The organism is Blastochloris viridis (assembly GCF_001402875.1).
GTDB classification, from domain to species: domain Bacteria; phylum Pseudomonadota; class Alphaproteobacteria; order Rhizobiales; family Xanthobacteraceae; genus Blastochloris; species Blastochloris viridis.
This window is the reverse complement of record NZ_CP012946.1, coordinates 1,359,642-1,376,609: the sequence shown is the minus strand read 5'-3', so window position 1 is coordinate 1,376,609 and position 16,968 is coordinate 1,359,642. Positions and strand designations below refer to the sequence as shown.

Here is a 16,968-nt window from a genome sequence, read left to right as displayed (position 1 = left end):
GCGGGCATGCCGAAAAAATACTGCTGTCCTGAATGCTTCGACGATCGCGGACTGCGCGACGATATTTTCCCATCACTCGACCCGGAACGCGGCATCTGTAGCTTTTGCGGCAACAACGATGTGCCGCTAGTCGAACCGGCCAGGCTCGTCAACTTGTTCGAACTACTCGTCAATGTATATGAACCCAATAGCGACGGTAAATTGCTAGTCGAATGGATGAAGGACGACTGGCAGCTCTTCAACCATCCAGCGATGGATGTCGCACATGCCAAGGAACTGCTCGGCGAGATTCTCGACAATGGAGAGATCGTGCGTCGTCCATTCGCGCCTTCGCCCAGCTATATCAGCGAAGGATTAGCGCAGTGGGAGACGCTGCGCGACGAGCTGATGTACCGGAACCGTTGGTTCCTCGACATGTCGATTGACGAAGCGCGGCTTCGCCATCTCCTCGATCTGCTGCTCGCGCCAGATTTGCCACGCAAATGGTTTCGGGCGCGCATCCGCACTGACGATGAGACCTATCCAATCGAAAAAATGGGAGCGCCGCCGACGCGCCGAGCCTCACATGGTCGAGCCAATCCGGCGGGCATTCCCTATCTATATCTTGGCTCGCTTCCCGAAACCGCGGCTGCGGAGATTCGCCCACACACCGGCGAGGTCGCTTGCGTTGCTGACTTCGCTATCCCCAAAATTCGCGCCGTTGACCTGCGTCATCCGCGCAAGCTGGTGTCACCATTCATTCTGACCGACGCAAGCGAAATTGGCCAACTTCGCGCTGACTTGCCTTTTCTCGAGCGTCTAGGTGAAGAGCTGACGAGGCCTGTTTTGCCACAGGGCGCAGCGATCGATTATATCCCGAGCCAGTATCTGTGCGAGTTCATCAAGAAGAGTGGATTTGACGGGGTCGTCTATCGCAGCTCGGTCAGCGATGGTTTCAACTTGGCTCTATTCGATCCAAATAAGGCGATGGGCGGCACCGTCGCTGTCTACAATATCAAAAAAGTTTCCGTCGTAGTGGCGCAGACTTGATTTAGGATGATGCTAGCGAATTTTTATTCGTATTATTTGGCTGCCGGCCTCGGCGGTATAAAATACAATTATCCACACATTAGTCATCTCTGAGCAGGATGACTGGCAAGAATCAAAAGTGGTCCTTGGCACAGAGCATCGTTACCCTCGCAACCCTCGCAACCCTCGCAACCCTCGCATTGCCCAAACACGGCATCCATCTGCTCCGCCCACGGCCGTTCGGCGACGGCGGCGAGATCGCTGAGCGACAGCGCCGGCGGCACGCGCTTGATGACGAGGCGTTCAAGCACCTCCGGCGACAAATAGGCGAGCCGCATCATCCGGCCGACGAAGCGGTCGGAGAGCTTCTCGGCGGCGGCGATATCCTGAATCGTGGTGGCGGCACCGCTTTCCAGCTTCCGCCGCCAGCTCCACGCCCGGGCGATGGCGCGCAGGACGTGCGGGTCCTGCGATCGGCCATCTGCCATGCCGGCATCCTCGGGGGGCAGGATCTTCGGCCGGCCGTTGCGTTTGCGGATCGTCAGCGGAATGACCACGCGGATGGTGTCGGACGCAGTCGTCATGCGCGGGCCTCCGCTTGGCGCGGCGCGATTTCCTGGCGCGGCGCGATCATCTCGCGAACGACCGAGCCAAGGCCGGCCCGGCGCAGGTCGACGGCGATGCCGGCCGGGCCGACGGTGACGCGCTCGACCAGGAGATGGACGATGCGCGCCTGCTCGGCGGGATAGAGCGCCGCCCAGAGCTGATCGAACGCGCCGAGCGCCGAGATGATCGCCTGCTCGTCGACGGTCGAGCTCTGTGTTCGGAAGTCCTCAATGGTTCGGGCGACGATCTCAGGCGCGCGGATCATGCGGCGGATTTCGCCGAGGACGGCATTCTCGACCATCCCGGCGGGCAGGCGCAGCGGACCGGCCGCATCCCCGGTCGGGCGGTTGCGGATCATGTCCATCGAGGCGTAGTAGCGATAAAGGCGCGTGCCCTTCTTGGTCGCCGTCGGCGTCATCGCGGCGCCGGTCTCGGTGAAGATGATGCCCTTGAGCAGCGCCGGGGTTTGGCGCCGGGTGTTGGTCGCCCGCAGCCGGGGGCTCTCCTGCAAGATGCTGTGAACCTTGTCCCACAGGTCCTGATCGATGATGGCGTCGTGCTCGCCGGGATAGGCCGTGCCTTTGTGGACGGCTTCGCCCAGATAGACCCGGTTGTTGATCAGCTTGTAGAGGAATCCCTTGTCGATCTGCTTGCCGCGCTTGTTGCGGACACCCTCGGCGACCAGCGCCTTGGCCAGCGTCGTCGCCGAACCGATGGCAACGAACCGCTCGAAGATCATCCTGACCGTTGCGGCCTCGGCGTCATTGATCACCAGCTTGCGGTCGCGCACATCGTAGCCCATCGGCACGTAGCCGCCCATCCACATGCCGCGCTTGCGCGAGGCGGCGACCTTGTCGCGGATGCGTTCGCCGATCACCTCGCGCTCGAACTGGGCGAAGCTCAAGAGGATGTTCAGCGTCAGGCGTCCCATCGAGGTCGTGGTGTTGAACGACTGCGTCACCGAGACGAAGGTGACGTTGTTGCGCTCAAACATCTCGACCAGTCTGGCGAAGTCCATCAGCGAGCGGCTGAGGCGGTCGATCTTGTAGACGACGATGACGTCGATCAGGCCCGCCTCGACATCCCGAAGGAGACGCTGCAGGGCTGGCCGCTCCAGCGTGCCGCCGGAGAAGCCGCCGTCGTCATAGCGCTCGCGGATGGCGGCCCAGCCCTCCGGCTTCTGGCTGGCGACATAGGCCTCGCACGCCTCGCGCTGGGCGTCGAGGCTGTTGAACTCCATGTCGAGCCCCTCCTCGCTCGACTTGCGGGTATAGATGGCACAGCGCTGGCGGCGCGGCATGGTGATGACGGAACCTGGCGAACGGCTCATCGGTCGTCCCTCCGGGATTCACGCAGGCCGAAGAAGCGATAGCCGTTCCATTGCGTGCCGGTGATCGCCCGCGCCACCGCCGACAGCGACTTGAACTTGCGGCCCTGCCAGTCGAAGCCGTCCGGCAGCACGGTGACGGTGTGCTCGACGCCGTCCCATGGGCGGACCAGCTTGGTGCCGACGACCGGGTTGCGGCCGTCCGCGATGATCGCCTTGCGGCCGATCCGGCCCTCGACCTCGTCGGCCAAGAGATCCAGCGCCCGGCGCGTCTCGCGCGACAGGCCGCCATGGGTCAGTTCCTGGATCCGGTAGCCGAGCCTGAGCTCAAGGTAGCTGCGGCTGTTGTTCGGCGCCGGCGTGCCGAACACGGCTTGCCACTTCGCCTTCAGCTCGATCACCGTCATCTGCTTGAGCGCCGCGAGCTGCATGAGCACGCTCGCATCCGTGGCGGCGTTGTGGCCGCCCCGGCTTGGCGTCGCTTCGATTCGTTTGGTCGCTGCCGGCATCATTGCCCTCCAACTCGGTTGCTGGGTTTGCGACGACCAACACGGCGTTTGAGGGCGAGAATGTCGAATGAACTGTCTTCGCCGGCGGCAGATAAAGACCTGGACTGTTCGGGCAGGATGCGCCTCAGCCCGGCGGCGAGAATGTTCGAGAGTTCAGCGAGGCGCTCGTCAGCCGACATGCGGGCGGGCGGCAGTGGATTTGGACCGGATCGAGCGTCGTGCATGGGAGTGTTCGCAATCGATATCGATCGGCGAACGATATAAGAAATAATCTCCAATTAGAAGAGAATTCTATTGCTTGACGTGTTCTTGCGAAAACAAAGGAAGTCACACGAAAAACGATATGCCCTGCGGGGCGCCGGCCCGATCCTCTTTTGTCGGCGATTGACGTCGGCCTTGCGAATCAGCGAAGGCCCCCAAGCGGCGATCGGTGTTCGACAACTATCGGCCCGCTTCCGATCAACCACGTTCTTGACCGCGGGCCGCGCCGGAGATACGTCAATCAGCGAACTGGCGTGTATAGGGGCGCGGGGCCAAGCCATGGGACACCCATGAAACCGACCACGATGACGTTTGGCCAGGCCATTGCCAAAGCCAGGAAAGCCAAGGGGTTGAGCCAAAAGGAACTGGCGGCCCTCATTATGAAGGACGAGGAAGGCGGCGCGATCTCGCCGCAATACCTGAACGACATTGAGCACGACCGCCGCAGCCCGACCTCCGATCATCTCATCCGGCAATTCGCCACCGAGCTGAAGGTTGACGAAGGCATCCTGTTTCTGCTGGCGGGGAAGATCCCTGATGATCTGCGCCGGCAGGTGACCGATCCGGCGAAGGCTGCGGTGGCTTTTGCAAACTTTCGACGCGCCATCACGAAGTGACGAGCATGCCATGGTGAGAATGGTACGCGATCTGACCGGCCGATTCCCCGAGCGCCCTCATTACACCACCAGGGAACTCGACCAAGAGTGTGAGGCGCTGGTCGCGAACCTTCTTATGAAACGACATGGCGAGGTTCGGCCCCGGATCACCACCGACGAGCTCACGCTGCTTGTCGAACAGCATGGCGCTGACCTCGATTCGTCGGTCGATCTCACTCGCTTCGGCGAGGATGTGGAGGGAGTGACTGTCTTCCATCCAAATCGCGAGCCGGAAGTGATGATCTCCGACCGGCTTGCCGGAGATGTGCGACGCGAGAATCGCCTGCGTACGACTTTGGCGCACGAATTCGGCCATGTGCATTTCCATCGTTATTTGTGGGCCGACAAGCTCTCCGCCGGCCGCCTATTCGATCGGATGAGCACCGAGAACAAGGCAATCTGCAAACGCGACACCATCCTCGACGCGCGCGACTATGACTGGATGGAGTGGCAGGCCGGCTATGTCAGCGGGGCCGTTCTCATGCCCGCCACCGCGATTCGGCGCCTCGTGTCGGATTACTGCGAGGGCCGTGGCCTGCACGGCACGGTAGCGCTCATGTCGGACCATGGCCGGCAGATCGTCGGCATGGTCATCGAGGCATTCCAGGTATCGGAGGATGCAGCGCGGGTCCGCCTGCAGAAGCTGGGTCTGCTGGCATCCTCCGACCGACAGCCGTCATTGTTCGGCTAACAGGATCAATCTGCCCATCCGCTAAGCCGCGTATTTTTTCGATTGACTCCGCTCAGGCTCTCGATACGCTTGTTAGCAGATTGCCGTGTGGACCGCGCGCGTGACCTCCATGGAGCAGATTCATGACGTCTGTCGCTACCTTCGTTCGCAACACGCCTGCCTCGTCTCTGCAGGCTTACTTTTCTCATGTCGGAATCCTGGACTCGCTGCCGATCGACTGGTCCGCAGCCGAACCCGAGGTGGTGCGCGGTGCGCTCCAGGCGGTCGATGGAATGGATGAGCAGGCGCGAGCCCGCGTTATCAACGATGCCGAGCGGGTCAGCGGCCTCGCAGACGATGCCGGCCAGACCGCGCTTTACAGTGTGATCGACGACCGTTCCTTGTTGGACGTTCTCGCGAACGGTCACGCCCGATCGCTCTGGATGTTTCTAAACCGGCCGATCCTGTTCCGTCATGCCGAGGAAGTCCGGTTCACGGACGAGAAACGGCGTGGTCGCAGCTGGGATGGCTTCATCATCGAAGCGGGCTGCACTGTTCGTCGCGATCCGGTCTCCATCGAGGCGTTCAAGGCGGCGCTCCGCACCCGCTTTGCATCGACCAATGTCCACGTCGATATTTTCGAGCGCGTGCGCCCGACCTTCGAAGGTGAGGACTGCGATTTGGTTCAGATTACGGTCTACCGGGAGGGCCTGCCGGACGATCTTCTCGCATTCGATGACGGCGGGGCTCTTGTCCGGCGTGCCTATCGCCCGGTGTTCGAGGCCGGCATGACCTATGAGTCGGCGACCGGGGTGGTCGAAGTCGTCGCGAGCGACCGAGAGAGCCGCGCCGAAATGGCCCTGTTCCTGGCCCGCGATCTCCTCGGCGTCGACTTCCAGAACGAGAAGGTGCCGGTTCGTCGCTACGATCTCGACGTGCTGCTCTCGCCCTTCGATTTTCCGACCGACCTTGAAGACGGCATCGAACGGGTCGACGTTCGCCTGTTGCGGCTGATGCCGCTTGATACCGTCGGCGAGCGCGTCACGCTCGAGTGCATGGCGAAGGCGGGCCGCACGATCTGGAGCATGGCGGAGGAGCGGCTCGGACCGGGCAATCCGATCGATGGCGGATGGGTTGCCACACAGGCCAAGCTGACAATCAAGTTCTACCCGAAGGGCGACGCGAAACGCGGTCGGACTCTCCCTCTGACGATCACCATGCCGCACGGCTGCAATTTGAAGGAACAGACCGAGGAAGAGCAGTTAATCGGCGAGAAGTATCTCCGCCGGTGGGGAATCCTCGCCGATGACACGATCGCTCCGGCGTTCTGATCAGGAGGCGCTGGCCCTGATCTGCGCGATCGCGCAGACTCGGGAGGCGCGCATCACCGCCGCCGCCATGTCGAGCCACCATCCGGTGGTCGGTGCGCAGCTTCGGACGCTCGGCGTGCTGACTCGGGTGGGCGACGAGGCGGTGGCGACGTCCATGGCGGACCATGACGATGTGCCAGTCGCACTTGCGCGATCATCCGACGGCCGGGGCTTCGGCTATTTCAGCCCCCAGGCCGGATGGGTGTCGCGGTCGCCCGATGAGCAGGCGGTCTTTACGTTGAGTTTCGATAGCCTTCTGCCGAAGCTTCTGGACGGGCTCGATTGCCCGCTGGCCTCACGTCCGGTGCCACTGTTGCCCGGGCTGCTCTGGGAGGTCGGAGCCGCCCGGCTGCCGGCGCGCTCGGCCCGGGTGCCTGTTTGGGTCGGTCGCCGATTTTCAGATCCGGTAATGTGGGCTGCGTTTCTCGAACAGATCAAGCAGCGTCCATCACCATGTGCTCGCATCGTGCTGTCGCTGACGCCCGCGGCCAAATTGCCCAAAGACTATTTGAGTGGGCATGAGATTGTCGCCGTGCAATCGGTCGTCGATCTAAGCCACGGGCTCCGCATTGACCCACAGATCCTCTCTGCTCGCCTGTCGCACCGGCGCGATGATGGCCAACCCGTGTCATTGGCCGCGGACGGTGCATCGATCACCGTCCGAGGCAAGGCCTACACTTTCACTGGTACGAAGCACCGCGCGATCATTCGGTATCTATTCGAGGCATGGCAGAAAGGCGAACGCGAATGCCTGACAGCCGCTGTATTGGAAGCTGCCGATTCCGGCGACCAGGTCCGGACGCTCGGCAAGGCGTTCAAGGGACGCACCGACTGGCGTGAATTTATCAAGGAAGAACGCGGGCGGTGCTGGCTCGATGTCTGACACCGCCAAACCGCTGCGACCAGGCCGTCCTTCGGGGCGGCCTTTTCTTTTCCGGCACTCGGACGGCATTCCTCCCTTCTCCCCTCCCTTTCTCCTCCCCGGCTCCTCCCCCGGCCTCGGCCATCGTCTCCGCAGGTTTTCACCGGAAACCCAAGGAGAACTAGATGGCAATCAGGCATTTGAGCCAGCGGGAGCTTGCCGCCCGCTGGAACATTTCCCACCGCACGCTTGAGCGCTGGCGCTGGACCGGCGAAGGCCCGCGCTACATCAAGCTCGGCGGCCGGGTCGTGTACCGCCTCGAAGACGTCGAGGAGTACGAGCGCGAGCAGATCCGCGAGAGCACCGCCGATCACCCCAGCAGGCCTGCGGCGTGAGGGGGCGGTGATGACGATTTCCAACCGCATCTCCCTCGATGAGCTCCGGCGCATGGCCGTTGGCGACATCGCCGCTTTGTCCGCCGAGCAGCTCGCCCTCCTGCAGGACGAGGCCGCCGACGCCCTTCGCCGCGCCAAGACCGTCTGCGAGTGGCTCGATGGCGCCATCGTTTTCAAATACGGCGACCGTGCCCACGCCGCGCGCCAAGCCGCCGGCAAGGACACCGGCACAATCCGCCTCATTGACGGTACGGTCACTATCGTCGCCGATCTGCCGAAGAAGGTTGAGTGGGATCAGGACCGTCTCGCCGAGATCGTCGAGCGCATCCGCTCCGCGGGCGACGATCCCACCCAGTATGTCGACATCGCCTTCAAGGTGCCCGAGCGCAAATACGCCGCCTGGCCCAATGCCATCCGGACCGTCTTCGAATCCGCGCGCACCGTGCGCACCGGCGCGCTCAAGATTGAACTCCTGACCCGGAGGGACGCGCAATGACCGCGCTCGCTCCAGTCCCTCATGAGCCGCTGGATCTGCCCAGTCTGATTGATCGTGCTGCCAGCATGCTGAGCAGCGCGAAGACCGCGGCCGAGGTTCTTGAGGCGCGCGAAGCGGCAGGTCTTGCCTACGATGTCGCCCGCCGCGCCGCGCGCCTGCATCGGGCCAAAGCGGCCCATGACGACCTGGTGGCCGCGGCCCATCGCGCGCAGGCCCATGCGCTCGAAATCGAGGCCCGCGCCAAACGCCGGCTGGCCGACGAATACGATGCCGCGCAGGAACGGGGCGAAGTGGCCGGCCACGGCGGTGGCAGAAATTTCAAGATTCCAGACGGGAATCTTGAACCAACCGTGGTGGAACTAGGGGTCTCACCCAAGCTGATCCACGAGGCCCGCAAGATCCGCGACGCCGAGGCGGCCGATCCCGGCCTCGTTCGTCGCACCCTCGACGACCAGCTCTCCCGGGGCGAGGAACCCACCCGCGCGGCCCTGCGCCGGGCGGCCGAGGAGAGGTTGCAGCGCTCAATCGACCGGCTCAGGCGCACGCAGGACAGCGTTCGTCAGATCGACGCCGACAGGCCGCCGCCGCTGACTCCCGAGCAGCGTGCCCAGCAAATCGCGATTTTCGGAACGCAGGAGGACCGGGCGATCCACGCGCGGCTCGACGAGATCGTTGAACTCATCGCCGAGCAGCCCGACCCGGCCGAGGCTGTGCGGCGCATCCCGCCGGCATCCTACCACGCCGTCGACACGGTGCCGATCCGGCGCGCGGCGGCATGGCTCACCGACTTCAGCACCCTTTTCGAACAGGAGGTCCAGCATGGGACAGATGCGTCTGAATGACGTCGTCGCCGAGATCGTCGGCAACGTGATCGCCGGCCGAACCATCAACAAGCGCCAAGCCGCCGTTGAGCGATGGGACGACATCGATGCCGACGGCCAATATCTCGCCGGCATCGACGGCCTCGTCGGTCGGATCGACGACCGCGCGCGGGCCCTGAGGGTGAAGGCGGAGAAGACCGCAGGTTCCGCGCAGGCCGAGTTGCCGTTCCAACTGCCCGCCGCGGTGGCCATGGATCTTGAGGGCACGACGCTGGTCGCCACGCGCAAGTTGTCGCGCGCCCAGTTCGAACGCGCCATCGAGATCCGGCGGCAGCAGATCGCTCATGACAGCGCGGCTCTGCGCGAATGGCGCATCGCTCTGCATCAGGCCGACAGGTTTTGGGCGGATCATCCTGACTGGAGTTTTGGGCAGTGCCTCGACGCGATTCATGGTGTGGCCGGTAGGCTGCGCGCAACGCCAGAGGTGCTGTCGTGACCGGCGCGCTCCCCATCATCACGGCCGACCAGCGCCTCGCTGAGGCCCGCGGTATCAAGGCCGCCATCTTCGGCAAGCCCGGGATCGGCAAGACTTCATTGCTGTGGACGCTGATGTCCAGCACGGCGTCCCAGGGCTGTGCCACATTGTTCATGGATCTGGAAGCGGGTGACCTCGCTATCGAGGGCTGGCCCGGCGACACGCTGCGCCCTCGAACATGGAAGGAGTGCCGCGATTTCGCGGTGTTCATCGGTGGCCCGAACCCGGCGCTGCGCGAGGACCAGCCTTACAGCCAAGCGCATTTCGACGAGGTCTGCAGCCGTTTCGGTGATCCTGCGGTGCTCGGCCGCTATGAGACCGTCTTCATTGACTCGATCACCGTGGCGGGGCGGCTCTGCTTCCAGTGGTGCCGCGGGCAGCCCGAGGCGACGTCGGAGAAAACCGGCAAGCCGGACATCCGTGGCGCCTACGGCTTGCATGGCCGCGAGATGATCGCGTGGTTGACGCACCTCCAGCACACCCGCAGCAAAAACATCGTCTTCGTCGGCGTGCTCGACGAAAAGCTCGACGACTTCAACCGCAAGATCTTTGTACCGCAGATCGACGGCGCGAAGACCGGCCTCGAATTGCCGGGCATCGTCGATGAAGTCCTCACCATGGCGGAGATCAAGGACAAGTCCGGCACGTCGTACCGGGCGTTCGTCTGCCAGACGCTCAACCCCTGGGGCTATCCCGCCAAGGACCGTTCAGGCCGCCTCGACATGGTCGAGGCCCCGCATCTCGGCCGCCTGATGGCGAAGATCAACGGCCCGGTAAAGCCCGCCCCCGAGCGGCTCGCCTATCACAGCCCATCCGCGGCCGCGACGGCGCCGGCCCCCGACGCCCCCACGCATTCCGAAATCGCCTGAACGAGGAGACGCCAACCATGTCTGGATCCTGGAACGACTTCAACGACGCCCAGTCCAACACCAACCTCATCCCCAAGGGCACGCTGGCCAAGGTGCGCCTATCGATCCGCCCGGGTGGATTCAACGACCCGGCACAGGGCTGGACCGGCGGCTACGCCACGCGCGGGACCACCGGTTCGGTCTACCTCTCGGGAGAATTCACGGTGCTCGAAGGGTCCTATGCCCGGCGCAAGGTCTTCACGCTGATCGGGCTTTACAGCCCCAAGGGACCGGACTGGGGCAACATGGGCCGAAGCCTGATCCGCGGCATGCTGAATTCCGCGCGCGGCATCTCGGACAAGGACACGTCCGCCCAAGCCCAGGCCGCGCGCCGCATCAGCGGGTTCGCCGATCTCGACGGGCTGGAGTTCGTCGCAAAGATCGACATCGGCACCGACACCAACGGCGAGGAGAAGAACGAGATCCGCGCGGCGGTCACGCCGGATCACAAGGACTACCCCGCCATCATGGGCACGACCGGCGTGGCGCCGTCTCCGCCGGCCCCGCCGTCGCAACCCTCGATGCCCCAATCTTCGACGCCAAAGTCGGGCACGCGCCCGTCGTGGGCGCAGTGAGGCTGCCATGCTGCTCCGGCCCCGCCAGAAGCAGTTCGTCGAGCGTAGCGTCCGCGCGCTCGACGAGCATGGAAACACCCTCGGCGTCGCGCCTACCGGGGCGGGAAAGTCGATCATGCTCTCGGCGGTCGCCGGGCGCATGGTCGGCGAAACCCCAAAGAGCACCGAAGCCAAGGCCTGTGTGCTCGCCCACCGCGATGAGCTTACAGCGCAGAACCGAACCAAGTTCGGTCGGGTGAACCCGAAGATCACGACCTCGGTCATCGACGCCAAGGAGAAATCCTGGGCTGGCCAGGTCACCTTCGCGATGGTGCCCACGCTCGCGCGTGCTGGCAACTTGGATCAGCTGCCAGCGCTCGATCTCCTGGTGATCGACGAGGCGCACCACGCGGCGGCGGACAGTTATCGCCGCATCATCGACACCGCGCTGCAGCGCAATCCCATGTGCCGGATCTACGGCGTCACGGCGACTCCCAACCGGGGCGACAAGCGCGGTCTGCGTCCGGTGTTCTCGAACGTCGCCGACCAGATCCGGATCGGCGAACTGATCGCATCCGGCCATCTCGTGCCGCCCCGCACCTTCGTGATCGATGTCGGCGTCCAAGATCAGCTCTCCAAGGTGCGCAGGACCGCTGACGATTTCGACATGGCCGAGGTCGACGCGATCATGAACCGCTCGCCGGTCACGGACGCGGTCATCCGCCACTGGCGGGAAAAGGCGGGCGAGCGCCAGACGGTGGTGTTCTGTTCGACAGTCGACCACGCACGCAACGTGACCGCCGCCTTCAACGCGGCGGGCGCCGCGGCGGGGCTGGTCCACGGCGACATGACCGACACCGACCGCAAGGCGACGCTCGGCGCCTATGCCGCCGGGGAACTGAGGGTGGTCGTCAATGTCGCGGTCCTGACCGAAGGCTGGGATCACCCGCCGACGAGTTGCGTCGTGCTGCTGCGGCCGAGCTCCTACAAGTCGACCATGATCCAGATGGTCGGCCGGGGCCTGCGCACGGTTTCGCCCGAAGAGCATCCAGGCGTCGTTAAGACCGACTGCATCGTGCTCGATTTCGGCACATCGACCCTGTTGCATGGATCGCTGGAGCAGGACGTCGACCTCAACGGCCGCGAGCCCGCCGGCGAGGCGCCGACCAAAATCTGCCCGCAGTGCGAGGCCGAGGTGCCGCTCGGCTGCACCGAGTGCCCGCTCTGTGGCCACGTCTGGGAGCGCGCCGACGGTGGCGAGGCGACGCCGCTCGGCGACTTCGTGATGAGCGAGATCGATCTTCTGAAGCGGTCGAGTTTCCGCTGGTGCGATCTCTTCGGCGATGATGCCGCGCTCATCGCGAACGGCTTCAACGCCTGGGGCGGCATCTTCTTCCTCGGTGGCCGCTGGTACGGCATCGGTGGCCTGCAGAAGCAGCGCCCGCGGCTGTTGGCCATGGGCGAACGCACCATCTGCCTCGCGGCCGCCGACGACTGGCTGAACGAAAATGAGACCGACGAAACCGCGCACAAGACCCGCCGCTGGCTGAACCAGCCGCCGACCGATCGGCAGCTCGCCTTCCTGCCATCCGAATGTCGGCAGGACTTCGGGCTCACCCGCTATCAGGCCTCGGCGCTGATTACCTTTCGCTTCAACCGCGATGCGATCCGCTCCCTCGTCTTCGGTGCCGCAGAAGCCGCTCCCGAGGCAGTCATCGGGAGGGCGGCATGATGGAAGCCGCGCATGATCACCCCCGCTTCCGATCGGCTGCGGCTCTGGCATCCGCGTGGAACGCTCTGTGCCGTATGTCGGCGATCCACTCGTGGCTTTGGCTGGTCAGATCCGCACCGCTCGAAGCAGCCCCGACCATCGGTCTGGTTCTGTTCGATGGCTTGTCAAGTCTATTGGACGCGCTTGGCGCGGAAGCGCTGGGCCATGGTTGATCTCACCGAACAGGAAAAGGCAGCGATCCGCGCCGCCATGAAGCTGGTCGCCGAAATCATGGAGGAAATCGGCTGGCAGGTCCGCCTTGCCGAGCTCAACGAGGCGCAGGTTCTCACGCTCATCGAGGTCGCCGTCGGCGGCTTCCAGGACGCCATGCACGCCATGGCGACAAGCAGCGAGGTGGAGGTGCCGTTCTGATGCTCAACTTCAACCATCGCGCCACCATCGCCGATCTGGTGAACGGCGCCATCGATGCCGCGATCGTTGCCGAACGGGCCAGCACTCCGCCCCGCGACTATCTCGGCGCGTCACGTCTCGGACACGCCTGCGAGCGCGCCCTCCAGTTCGAGTTCGTGGACGCCCCGAAGGACGAAGGCGCCGGCTTCGATGGTCGGACGCTGCGGATATTCGAGATCGGACACGCGCTCGAAAGCCTGGCGATCCGCTGGCTGCAGAGCGCCGGGTTCGAGCTCTACACCCGCAAAGGCAACCGTCAGGACGGGGATCAATTCGGCTTCTCGGTCGCCGGTGGTCGTATCCGGGGGCATGTCGACGGGATCATCGCCGCCGCGCCCGAGCCGCTCGAGATCGGGGTTCCCGCAGTGTGGGAGTGCAAGACGATGAATGCCAAGAACTGGCGCGAGACCGTGGCCAAGGGCGTCGTCGTGGCGAAGCCCATCTACGCGGCGCAGATCGCCATCTATCAGGCCTACATGGAAGCGCAGGTTCCGGGCATCTCCGACAATCCGGCGGTGTTCACCGCCATCAACAAGGACACCGCCGAACTCCACCACGAGCTCGTACCGTTTGATGCGGGCCTTGCCCAGCGCATTAGCGACCGTGCGGTGCGGATCCTTCAGGCGACGGATGCAGACGAACTGCTGCCCCGGATCGCCATGACGCGCGATTTTCACGAGTGCCGGATGTGCCCGTGGGCGGAACGCTGCTGGGGGTTGCCGGCATGACCGACGACAACATCATCCATTTCAATCCGTGGCGCGACTTCAATGACGCCGCCCCGCAGGCCGATCCCTTCGACATCGAGCCGGATCGCGAGCAGATCGCCGTCTTTCTCGACGTCGTCTTCGGCTATTGCGACGGCTGGATTCCAGTTCGCGGCTTCGTCGACAAGGGGCAGGGTTTCGACGGCCGCCCGCACAATACTTGGATCGAGGCTGACGCCACCGCGCTCGACAAGATGGTGACCTTCGCAGGCTGGGCGGCGCGCGAGGGCGCGGCGTTCTATGTGGTGCCGGGAACGGTCGCCGAGACCGGCAAGGCCAAGGCCGCCGACGTCCGGCAGATGCAGACGGTTCTGGTCGATCTGGACGCGGGCGACATCGCTGCGAAACTCGAACACCTCATCCGACATCTCGGCGAGCCGACGTTGATCGTCGAAAGCGGCGGCCGCACGCCCGATGGCCTCGACAAGCTGCATGTCTGGTGGCGCTTGAGCGAACCGGCCGAGGGCGAGGACATCGCGCATCTATGCCGGCTGCGCGGCGACATTGCGGTCAAGGTCGGCGGCGACACTCATTTCCGATCGGCGCACCAGCCCATCCGTCTGGCCGGCTCGATCTATCACAAAGGCGGCTTCAAGCGACTGGTCACCATCCGCCGCCACAGCTCCCAGGTCGAGGTCCACCTGCGCGACTTCGCCGAGCTTATCGCCGACATGCCACCGCTCCCTGGCGTCGGATCCGAGCCGGGACCCGCGACCGACAAACCGTCGATCACCGAGATCCTGACCACCCCGGTCCGCGAAGGTGGTTCGGACGACTGGACCCGCTTCCAGGGCGCGAGCGCGGCGATCGGTCACTACGTGCGGCTGGCGCACGAGGGCCGCATGAGCCGCGACGAGGCCTGGGAGGCGATCTGTCAGTACAACGCCGCCCAGCTCCGCCCGAGCTGGCCGCTGGAGCGGCTCGCCTCCGAAGCGCAGCGCCTCTGGCGGTTGCACGAGGAACGTCACGGGCCGGCGCTCGAACGCCTGTCTGCGCCGCCCATGTCGGCATTGCCGGTTTTCACGCTCGGCGCGCTGCTCGACGACACAAGCCCGATGCCGGAGGACATCATCGCCCCGCGCGTGCTGACGCCGGGCGGCATGCTGGTGCTCGGCGGCGCGCCAAAGGTCGGCAAGAGCGACTTCCTGATCAGCCTGCTCGTTCACATGGCGGCAGGCGTGCCGTTCCTCGGTTTTACGCCGCCCCGACCGCTGCGGATCTTCTATCTGCAAGCAGAGATCCAGTATCACTACCTTCGGGAACGCCTTCAGGCCATCGGGATCGATTCCGCGCTCCTGACCGTGGCACGCGACAACCTCGTTGCCACGCCGAAAGTCCGCATGCTGCTCGACGCCGGCGGCGTCGCCCTCACCATCGCCGCCGTTCGCACCCACTACGGCCACGGCACGCCGGACATCCTGTGCATCGACCCGATCCGCAACCTCTTCGACGGCGGTCCCGAAGGCGGCGGTGAGAACGACAACACCGCGATGTTGTTCTTCCTGCAGGAGCGGGTCGAGGCATTGCGCGATGCAATCGCGCCCGATGCCGGCCTGATCCTCTGTCACCACACCCGCAAGATCACGAAAAAACAGCTCGCCGAAGATCCGTTCATGGCGCTCTCGGGCGCGGGCAGCCTTCGCAGCTTCTACACCTCCGGCGTCATCATGTTCCGGCCCGACGAAGACCGGCCGGAGCGGATGCTGCATTTCGAGATGCGCAACGGCCCCGGCATCGAACCGATGATCATCGACAAAATCAATGGGCGCTGGACCGAGATCGATCGCTCCGGCCAGCGGATCGTGCGACGCGAGTTTGGCGAGAAGCTCGATGCCGAGCGCGTGCGCAAGCATGACGTCATCCTTCAGCTCCTCTTCGACGAGGCGCAAGCCGGACGGCTCTACACGGCGCTTCAGTTCGCCGAGAGTTTCGAGAACCAGGCCGGGCTTGGCGGCAAGGACACCATCCGCGAGCGGATCAGCGTGCTGGCGACCAAGGGCTTCATCAAGTTCGTCCGGGACGGCGGGCCGTTCGGCCTGCCCACATCGCGCTCGAAGTTCGGCTACCTCTGCGTCGAGGCGATGACCTTCGCGACGGGTGACGAGACCGCAGACCCGGTCACCGGCGAGATCCTTCCCGTCCGGATCGCGGTGCTGCCCAGCCACTACAAGTGCCCGCAGAGCGGCGCCGCCATGCCGGTCGAAAACCCGCATGTCTGGGTCTATCCGGAGGGCGTCGAATGACCATTCTGCATCGACCCGCACCGTTCGCAGGAATGCGCAGATTCAAGTTGGGGAAGTTGGGAAAAACGGCCCCAACTACCTTCGCTCCATCCAGTCCGGTTTCGCACCGACGCGCCCCAGCAAGTTGGGACGGGGTTTCCCAACTACCTTGGCTCCGGCTCGCCCGACTGCGCGGTCTTTCGCAGATTCAAGTTGGGAACGCGATGGCCGATCCGAGCCTCCCCAACTTGGTTTTCATCAACAAAAACAGTGCATTAATGGGCCTCCGAAGTTGTGGGGGTGAAAGCTACCCCCTTCGGGGGAGGACGAGGACGACGCCCCGTCTGCGACGGGCGTCTCCTCCTCCGCCTTGTCACCAAGGTTTCGCGCGGTCCTCGTGTCGCGCCTTTCAGGAACCCCATCATGGCTCGTCTGATCGTCGTGAAACGGATCGCTTTCAACGTAGCGCCGTCAATCGGGACGGTGCTGCTGGTCGAAGGTCAGCGCTACGAGGTCAGCGCTCTGAACCCGCACCAACGCCGAGATGGCAAGCCAACCACGCTGATCACGTGGCGCGGTTACTGCGCCGACTGCGGTCAGCCATTCGAGCAGACCAGCGCGCTGACCGCCAAAGGCCTGAACCGGCGCTGCCCGCAACACCGGTCACCCGGTCACCCGGTGACGACCGGCGGGCGACAACGCAAGCGCCGTTTCCTCGCTGCCCGACCACCGGCATCCCCCCGGCTCGGCTGACCAGCCCCGAGCAGGCGACGACGGCGAGCTCCGCCAAGAACCACGCCGTCGCCGCCCCGACCACGA

General features: G+C 64.5%; 20 protein-coding genes. 16 read left to right on the top strand and 4 right to left on the bottom strand.

What is annotated here, in order from left to right; all coding sequences use genetic code 11:
* Positions 1-6: 6 nt before the first annotated feature.
* The gene (locus BVIR_RS06085) at positions 7-1,029 is read left to right on the top strand and encodes an RES family NAD+ phosphorylase (RefSeq protein WP_055036888.1); all 1,023 of its coding nucleotides are present in this window, start codon (positions 7-9) and stop codon (positions 1,027-1,029) included.
* Between the two features lie 83 nt (positions 1,030-1,112).
* Here the strand turns inward: BVIR_RS06085 and BVIR_RS06080 are convergent, their stop codons facing one another.
* The 3 genes from BVIR_RS06080 to BVIR_RS06070 are packed head-to-tail and all read right to left on the bottom strand — an operon-like array spanning position 1,113 to position 3,372.
* A complete protein-coding gene (locus tag BVIR_RS06080; protein ID WP_236823726.1) occupies positions 1,113-1,565 on the bottom strand; it encodes a hypothetical protein in 453 nt (150 codons plus the stop codon).
* A 23-nt stretch (positions 1,566-1,588) separates the two neighbouring features.
* Positions 1,589-2,944, bottom strand: a complete 1,356-nt coding sequence (locus BVIR_RS06075) for a recombinase family protein (protein ID WP_055036887.1) — start codon at positions 2,942-2,944, stop codon at positions 1,589-1,591.
* Positions 2,941-3,372, bottom strand: coding sequence for a DUF2924 domain-containing protein (locus tag BVIR_RS06070; protein WP_055038717.1), 432 nt, complete (start codon positions 3,370-3,372; stop codon positions 2,941-2,943). Before BVIR_RS06070 ends, BVIR_RS06075 begins: the two co-directional genes overlap by 4 nt.
* A gap of 629 nt (positions 3,373-4,001) precedes the next feature.
* Here BVIR_RS06070 and BVIR_RS06065 point away from each other — a divergent pair.
* From BVIR_RS06065 to BVIR_RS06005, 13 genes are all read left to right on the top strand, one after another.
* On the top strand, positions 4,002-4,328 hold the full coding sequence (locus BVIR_RS06065; protein ID WP_055036886.1) for a helix-turn-helix domain-containing protein: 327 nt from the start codon (positions 4,002-4,004) through the stop codon (positions 4,326-4,328).
* A 10-nt stretch (positions 4,329-4,338) separates the two neighbouring features.
* The gene (locus BVIR_RS06060) at positions 4,339-5,058 is read left to right on the top strand and encodes an ImmA/IrrE family metallo-endopeptidase (RefSeq protein WP_055036885.1); all 720 of its coding nucleotides are present in this window, start codon (positions 4,339-4,341) and stop codon (positions 5,056-5,058) included.
* Positions 5,059-5,180: 122 nt separating this feature from the next.
* Positions 5,181-6,368, top strand: coding sequence for a hypothetical protein (locus tag BVIR_RS06055; RefSeq protein ID WP_055036884.1), 1,188 nt, complete (start codon positions 5,181-5,183; stop codon positions 6,366-6,368).
* Positions 6,343-7,290 carry a hypothetical protein gene (locus tag BVIR_RS06050; protein WP_055036883.1) on the top strand — a complete coding sequence of 316 codons (948 nt, stop codon included), beginning with the start codon at positions 6,343-6,345 and terminating at the stop codon, positions 7,288-7,290. The genes BVIR_RS06055 and BVIR_RS06050 overlap by 26 nt, the downstream gene beginning before the upstream one ends.
* 164 nt (positions 7,291-7,454) lie before the next feature.
* Positions 7,455-7,664: a helix-turn-helix transcriptional regulator gene (locus BVIR_RS06045; RefSeq protein WP_055036882.1), complete on the top strand. Its 210-nt coding sequence runs from the start codon at positions 7,455-7,457 to the stop codon at positions 7,662-7,664.
* A gap of 10 nt (positions 7,665-7,674) precedes the next feature.
* Positions 7,675-8,160 carry a hypothetical protein gene (locus tag BVIR_RS06040; RefSeq protein ID WP_055036881.1) on the top strand — a complete coding sequence of 162 codons (486 nt, stop codon included), beginning with the start codon at positions 7,675-7,677 and terminating at the stop codon, positions 8,158-8,160.
* Positions 8,157-9,002 carry a hypothetical protein gene (locus BVIR_RS06035; RefSeq protein ID WP_145912056.1) on the top strand — a complete coding sequence of 282 codons (846 nt, stop codon included), beginning with the start codon at positions 8,157-8,159 and terminating at the stop codon, positions 9,000-9,002. The genes BVIR_RS06040 and BVIR_RS06035 overlap by 4 nt, the downstream gene beginning before the upstream one ends.
* Positions 8,980-9,477, top strand: coding sequence for a hypothetical protein (locus BVIR_RS06030; RefSeq protein ID WP_145912057.1), 498 nt, complete (start codon positions 8,980-8,982; stop codon positions 9,475-9,477). Before BVIR_RS06035 ends, BVIR_RS06030 begins: the two co-directional genes overlap by 23 nt.
* Positions 9,474-10,385, top strand: coding sequence for an ATP-binding protein (locus BVIR_RS06025; protein ID WP_055036878.1), 912 nt, complete (start codon positions 9,474-9,476; stop codon positions 10,383-10,385). The genes BVIR_RS06030 and BVIR_RS06025 overlap by 4 nt, the downstream gene beginning before the upstream one ends.
* A 17-nt stretch (positions 10,386-10,402) precedes the next feature.
* Complete coding sequence (locus BVIR_RS06020; protein WP_055036877.1) at positions 10,403-10,999, top strand: hypothetical protein; 597 nt, start codon at positions 10,403-10,405, stop codon at positions 10,997-10,999.
* Positions 11,000-11,006: 7 nt separating this feature from the next.
* A complete protein-coding gene (locus tag BVIR_RS06015; protein ID WP_055036876.1) occupies positions 11,007-12,710 on the top strand; it encodes a DEAD/DEAH box helicase in 1,704 nt (567 codons plus the stop codon).
* A 204-nt stretch (positions 12,711-12,914) separates the two neighbouring features.
* On the top strand, positions 12,915-13,121 hold the full coding sequence (locus BVIR_RS06010; protein ID WP_055038716.1) for a DUF6511 domain-containing protein: 207 nt from the start codon (positions 12,915-12,917) through the stop codon (positions 13,119-13,121).
* Entirely contained in the window at positions 13,121-13,888 is a 768-nt protein-coding gene (locus tag BVIR_RS06005; RefSeq protein WP_055036875.1) for a PD-(D/E)XK nuclease family protein, read from the top strand. Before BVIR_RS06010 ends, BVIR_RS06005 begins: the two co-directional genes overlap by 1 nt.
* Here the strand turns inward: BVIR_RS06005 and BVIR_RS17110 are convergent.
* Positions 13,834-14,361 (bottom strand): hypothetical protein, encoded by a 528-nt coding sequence (locus BVIR_RS17110; RefSeq protein WP_197604411.1) that lies wholly within the window; start codon positions 14,359-14,361, stop codon positions 13,834-13,836. The two genes, BVIR_RS06005 and BVIR_RS17110, sit on opposite strands and share 55 nt — an antisense overlap.
* On the opposite strand from BVIR_RS17110, the gene BVIR_RS06000 reads away from it, so the two are divergent.
* Both BVIR_RS06000 and BVIR_RS16725 read left to right on the top strand, forming a co-directional pair.
* Entirely contained in the window at positions 14,311-16,170 is a 1,860-nt protein-coding gene (locus tag BVIR_RS06000) for an AAA family ATPase (RefSeq protein WP_197604409.1), read from the top strand. The two genes, BVIR_RS17110 and BVIR_RS06000, sit on opposite strands and share 51 nt — an antisense overlap.
* Positions 16,171-16,572: 402 nt before the next feature.
* Positions 16,573-16,902 (top strand): chromo domain-containing protein, encoded by a 330-nt coding sequence (locus BVIR_RS16725; protein ID WP_145912058.1) that lies wholly within the window; start codon positions 16,573-16,575, stop codon positions 16,900-16,902.
* Positions 16,903-16,968 lie beyond the last annotated feature (66 nt).